At 50.4% G+C, this 5763-nt stretch carries 7 protein-coding genes; 2 read left to right on the top strand and 5 right to left on the bottom strand.

The window, feature by feature from the left end; translation table 11 throughout:
- The coding region (locus tag ABYT30_RS14525; protein WP_373097255.1) for a transketolase C-terminal domain-containing protein at positions 1–189 on the top strand (189 nt) is incomplete at its 5' end.
- Positions 190–266: 77 nt separating this feature from the next.
- Here the strand turns inward: ABYT30_RS14525 and ABYT30_RS14520 are convergent.
- The 3 genes from ABYT30_RS14520 to ABYT30_RS14510 form a co-directional block, all read right to left on the bottom strand.
- Complete coding sequence (locus tag ABYT30_RS14520; RefSeq protein WP_373097252.1) at positions 267–2552, bottom strand: TcfC E-set like domain-containing protein; 2286 nt, start codon at positions 2550–2552, stop codon at positions 267–269.
- Between the two features lie 52 nt (positions 2553–2604).
- Complete coding sequence (locus ABYT30_RS14515; protein ID WP_373097249.1) at positions 2605–3132, bottom strand: hypothetical protein; 528 nt, start codon at positions 3130–3132, stop codon at positions 2605–2607.
- Between the two features lie 126 nt (positions 3133–3258).
- Positions 3259–3783 (bottom strand): hypothetical protein, encoded by a 525-nt coding sequence (locus tag ABYT30_RS14510; RefSeq protein WP_373097246.1) that lies wholly within the window; start codon positions 3781–3783, stop codon positions 3259–3261.
- A gap of 278 nt (positions 3784–4061) precedes the next feature.
- Between ABYT30_RS14510 and ABYT30_RS14505 the strand changes: the two genes are divergently transcribed.
- A complete protein-coding gene (locus ABYT30_RS14505) occupies positions 4062–4742 on the top strand; it encodes a molecular chaperone (protein WP_373097243.1) in 681 nt (226 codons plus the stop codon).
- 41 nt (positions 4743–4783) lie between these two features.
- On the opposite strand, the gene ribA is transcribed toward ABYT30_RS14505, so the two are convergent.
- Complete coding sequence (gene ribA / locus ABYT30_RS14500; RefSeq protein WP_373083569.1) at positions 4784–5368, bottom strand: GTP cyclohydrolase II; 585 nt, start codon at positions 5366–5368, stop codon at positions 4784–4786.
- Positions 5369–5442: 74 nt separating this feature from the next.
- Positions 5443–5763, bottom strand: a 321-nt coding sequence (locus ABYT30_RS14495) for a TIGR02281 family clan AA aspartic protease (RefSeq protein ID WP_373097240.1), incomplete at its 5' end; no start/stop codon positions are given.

The raw sequence follows: 5763 nt of genomic DNA, 5'->3' as shown, positions 1-5763 counted from the left end.
GCCGGTGGCGCGGGCAGCGCCGTGACTGAATACCTAAATCAGCAAAACCGCTGGATGCCAGTACTGCAATTGGGACTACCTGACGTTTTTATCGATCACGGCAAACACGATCAATTGCTCAGCGATATTGGCCTCGACGCCAAAGGCATCGCCGCCAGCATTCGTCAGCGGATAGCCCTACTCCCGTAATATCCCGATACTAGCCGTAACTATGCCGGCCGTGAAAATCTAAATTCCAGAGCCCCGCCAAGGCGTATTTCTCGCTATTAAATATCACGGGACGGGCAGCGGATTTCGGCCAGATCGAGCACATCATCGCTCCGCATAGTCGGCATGGGTAATTGGCAAAGTAAGGCGCCACCCGAAAAAACACTGAGACTATCGCCCTCACGCATTTCCAAGGCAAAATAATCGCCGTTAACGATCCGATCATACCCCGCACTGCTGCGCACTTCTAACTCCGCATCGGCCGCTAAATCGGGCTGCATGAACTGCCCAAAAGCAGAAAACACCGTTAAACCCTGCCAGCGCAAAATGGGAATATTTCCTGGGTATAGAACCAGTTCACGCTCGGCGTGGTCAAGCTCGAGAGGAGCGCCATTTTTAGCGGCCACCCGCACCGTGTACGAACGGTAGTACTGCAGGGGCACAAAAACGCTACTCCCAGACACGGTATTAATTTGCTGGCGATCGTTAATTATCACGCTTACCGGGTAGCCTTCACGCCCTCCAATCTCAATTACGACGCCCGCCATCTGACGATGGCCACCAAATACTTTAACCCCACCGCGACTCGCCGAAACATTGCTGGCCAAGCCAAGGTTTATCGACCTCGCACTGACATCCCCGCGATTCTCCCTCATCTCAAGGCTGCCATCAAAGGCTTCACCGGTATAATGTCCGGCACCGGCCCAAGAACGACGAGCACCTTGCTGCTCAGCGCTCAATTGATAGCGAAGCTGATCACGCCCTAAAATATTCTGAGTATTCGCCGACACGCCAACACTTGCGCCACTTTCTCCGGCTCGACCAGCACCAGCCCTAGCAGCCAACCAAGCACGGTGGCCAGAGGCGGGGAAAGAAAGCCGCACATCAAGGTGGGCTGCAAACCCCGCATCTTGATCCTGACTAAAAGAGAAAGCCAACTGCACGTCCCGCGTATGTACCAATGGGAAATAATCCACACTCAGCGCGACGCTGGCGCTATGGCCCAATGGCGTGTCGCTATACCGTAATTGACTGCGCACAAAATACTGCTGGCCGCCAATTGCGTGGCGCAAGGACCATTGCTGCAGGCCCCCAGACCCCCTGCGAAACGGATCGCCCCCCGCGCTGTCATCCGCCCCCGAAGATAAATACCAGTCCAAGCTATAACTACCACCGTGGGGCGCTTGGAAATACCACGCACTCTCAATCGCATGAAACCCGTCGTCGGCCACAGCAAGACCAAACTCGCCAAGCAAACTGGGCAAAAACCACTGATAGACACCTTGCAACGATCGCCAGTGCGGCGTCGCCAAGGTCTGCGCCGAAAAATAGCCATCGTCCCGCCAGCGATGACCGTATTCAAAACGCATAAAACCGCCGTCGCTACGCAGCTCAAAATCGTCTTTTTGCGACGCACCAAAGTCAAAGCCATAATGACTTTCCCCAGTTGCCGGCAGCTGCGTCGATTTAACAAAAAATTGTTCGCTATCAACAATTAACCGGCCCCGCGCATAAGCGCGAATTTGTATGTTATACGCCCCCTCTGGCAAGCTGCTAACATCCAATTGACGATTACCTAACTCATACTGTTTAGACGCCACTAACCGGTCGTCCTTGTAAATATCCACTCGGCAATCTTCCGGTAAAAACAGCTCAATGGCCGTAGCACCCAATTGATCAAGGTCGAGACGCATGTCCGTGGTCGTGTGCACACCAAAACCCGTAACTAAAGCGCTACTAGCCAAGCGGTCGCCACTTAATTCATAACGCCCTGCGCGGATACGCTCCCGTTGATATTCGCGCACAAAAGTGAGCTCACGAACATAAGGTCGAGAAGTATTTGAGGACAGCCCCGCATCAATCTGCAAGCGACGATTCCCTGAACTTAAAATTTGATTAGTCGAAAAATTATAATTTTCAGAAAGCTCGGCTCCCGAAAACTGATTCGCGCTATAGAGAAGATTTAGATTGCCGACATAGGCTAGCGCGTGCGCGGCAGACGGTAGATAAGCCTGTGCAGTCAAGGTCTGCAACACCAGCGCATTTGGATTCAGATAGATTTGCACCCGAAATTCGAGGGGATCAAAGACAAGCTTTACTACCTCACCATCGGTAAAACAACGGCTTAGCGCTTCAGGAATACAGTCTGCTGCCGCAATGTAAGCAATTGGCTGTTCAAAATAACGGCGAACTGCATTTTGCTCATGGGTATCGGGTAGGGCGTCGAGAAATTCAGACGCGAGTGTAAAACGAATATACTTTTCATCGTACTCGGCCAGCGATGTGGCAAGCAGCGCCTTGCCATAATAGACATCGACATAAGCGACTTCCTGGGTCGCGTGCAAAACGGGAGCACTGGCGAACGCAGCTAAGCAAACCAAGCATTTAAATAAAAATTTATTCTGCGGATACCACCAATTGTAGGGTATCAGAATAGCGACCCGTTGTTGCGCGAGCCAATTCGCGCTGATGAATACTAACTTTAAACTTTGTTGGGGCCGCAAGTGCGTCGGCATCACTGCATTTTGCAGATTTTGCTGGCGACGCCAAGCTGCCAGTGGATTGCCCATGTGCCAGCGCACGAGGATTCGCAGATGCGTCAGTCCACTCAACAGTGTAAATAATATGGGAAGCATTAGGACCAGCCAAGGTAAAGTCACCATCTACCGGGTTAGTCGACATCGCCGTCACCGCATACGCTCGGCTGCTAGACCATACACACACGCTCGTCTCAGCTGACATACCTTTAGAGCCACTCCAATCCCCCAAATCAATATCATCCAACTGAGCGATACTCGCCAGTGGCGGAATTGTTAGGGCGACAGTGGAAACCACCGAATTATCGGCGGCAAGGCATGGCCCAGCCAAAAGTAATGACAGGGTTAATAAATATCGAGAGCGAAACGATTTCGCCATGGTCTGCATGGAATACCACCCCACTGCTACTATATTCTGATCACATTCGTATCAAATATAATAGACTAGGAAATACAAGCGTGACATCGGCCTTAATACTTATTGGCCGATGTCTGCAGTACCGATGAGGTCGAATTACTCAGTCGCAACAGTTAGTGTAACCGTGCCTGAATACTGACCAATGGTGACCTCTTGCATCGCCGCCTCAGTTACCGTCACCGTCATAGACGCTGTTGGATCGCCATTAGCGTTGCAAGCAGCACTTTTTGCCGCAGCCAAAATTGGCGTCGCGACGCCTGGGCTAAGAGTTCCCGTCACCCCGGACCATTCAACAGTAAACGGAATGTCGCCGCCAACGCCGGTCATACCGAATGCATTATCGGTCAAACTACCCGACGCAGTAAGCGCGTATTGATGACTGGTTGACCACACACAAATATTAGATGCCGTGCTCGAAAATCCACCTTCGCCGCTCCACTCACCAAAGATAAAATCCTGAACATTAGTAATTTGGATTTTCGTTGGTACATTAGCGGAAACGGTTGCGCTACCGGTAGAGGTTGAGCCTTTATCACCTTGAGTTGCCGCGAACGCAGCACTTGAAACACCACACAACAAAACAACAGCCAGTCCATTTGACCAACGCTTCGCATTTATCATTTCTACAATCTCCATAGGGACAAAACACTCGGCTAAGTGCCGAATATACGATTGAGTAATGTAAATGGCCTCCTTCTATGGCAGCGCCTCACTCTGACGCTACCCCCTCTTCTTTAGAACTCGAAATCCCTTTCCAAAAAAGCGAAAAGATTATTAAACATCAAAAGTCACATTGTCAACGCTTTGCAACTTAGCGGTATTTTTAACAATTAGCTCTCGGACGCGACATTTTCCTGCAAGAATAGCCAATGTTGAATTTCACCTCGAAGGGACGCTCCGTGAACCGTATTTATTTAATTATTTTTTTATTTGCCGTGAACATTGCTCACGCTCAAATCTCAGTAGATAAAAATATCATTGATATCAGCAGCGACCGCCGGCATGGTGATATTACGGTCTACAATTCAGGAAAAAATCCCGAAGATGTGCGCATAAGTGTATTTTCAATTCGCCAACCAGGGCTAGCGACGGAGCAGCGCTTTCGCAGCGACAACCCACGAGAACTGGGCATAATCGCAACACCAAGGCAATTTACTTTAGCACCAGAACAACGCCGAAAAATTAGACTTTCATTTCTTAAACCCGCTATCGACCAAGATCAAATTTACCGGATGCTTGTGGAACCACTGCCAAAAGAGAAGCAGGATACGACGCCCTCAAATAGCTTGATTACACTGAATATTGCTTATGAATTATTACTTATTAAGCGCCCGCCACAATACAAAATTGAATACAGCGCGAATCGTATTGATGGGGGCCTATCGATACACAATACGGGGAATAGTAATTTTTTATTATTTAGTGGCGAGCAATGCAATACACTTGGCGAGGATTGCCGCAGCATCGCGGGCAAAAGAATCTACGCTGGCGCGCGCCACAGATTTGAACTTCCCCATGGCGAAAGCCCAGTGCAATTTATGCTCAATATCGGCGACGACACCCGCGCGGTCAGGTTTTAGCGCCGAAATTCGCGATCGTGCGCTTCCGGCAATTGCTAAGCCTAAAACAAATGCCCCAACTTACCGGACTTCGTCGCTAAGTACTTAGCATTATGGGGGTTCTGACCAGTTTGCAAAGGCAGCCGTTCCACCACATTAACACCTTGATCAGTAAGGGCTTTTACTTTACGAGGATTGTTTGTCATCAAGCGGACTTTACTGATTTCGAGATGTTCACACATCACCGCCAGTAAACTGTAATCCCGCATATCAGCGCCAAAGCCTAATTGCTCATTTGCCTCAACGGTATCCGCACCGGCATCCTGTAGCTTGTAGGCACGAATTTTATTCACCAAGCCAATGCCGCGACCTTCTTGGCGCAAATAAAATAGCGCGCCACGCCCTTCAGTTGCGATGGCCTCGAGTGCAGCTCGCAATTGCGAGCCGCAATCACAGCGCATACTAAACAGGGCATCCCCTGTCAGACACTCAGAATGGACCCGCGCCAGCACAGGCTCGCCGTCACCTACGTCACCGAGGGTGAGTACAACATGTTCCTTGCTGTTTTCTGTGTCCTCAAAGCCGTGTATATCAAACACGCCCCAGGGAGTGGGAAGCTTAGAGGATTCTATGAAACTAACCGCCACGGGTATCTCCACGAGCAAAACCGGTCGCGCATTTTACCAGTAGGATGCCCGCGAGGCGACCATTGTCCGCGTATTCAGTGATGACGAGGGGTCAGCGTCATAATATTATTGTATTCCTGCAGGTTTACATGCTCTAAAAAGCTCATTCCCAGCAGTACCACATGGGGGTAATGCCCCTCAATAACGACAGCATCAATGCGAGAAACCGTGATTCCCCCTATTTCTACCTTACTGAGCGTGATGGCATAGGCGTCACTCATCCCGCTGGCGGTAGCAACCACCGTTGGCAGCCCTAGCTTGTAGGCGATACCCAAGCGCTGCGCCTCACGGGAGCTCATTGCCAAAACGGTCGCGCCGGTATCGATTACCGCATCAACCCCGTGACCATTTATATT

Origin of the sequence: Zhongshania sp. (assembly GCF_041623545.1) — a bacterium.
Classification (GTDB): Bacteria; Pseudomonadota; Gammaproteobacteria; order Pseudomonadales; family Spongiibacteraceae; genus Spongiibacter.
This window is presented reverse-complemented; position numbering and strand designations above follow the sequence as displayed.

Excerpts from the sequence above, each read along its gene's own strand:
- ABYT30_RS14515 (WP_373097249.1), bottom strand. The coding sequence starts at position 3,132 with ATGCAGACCATGGCGAAATCGTTTCGCTCTCGATATTTATTAACCCTG.
- ABYT30_RS14510 (WP_373097246.1), bottom strand. The coding sequence starts at position 3,783 with ATGATAAATGCGAAGCGTTGGTCAAATGGACTGGCTGTTGTTTTGTTG.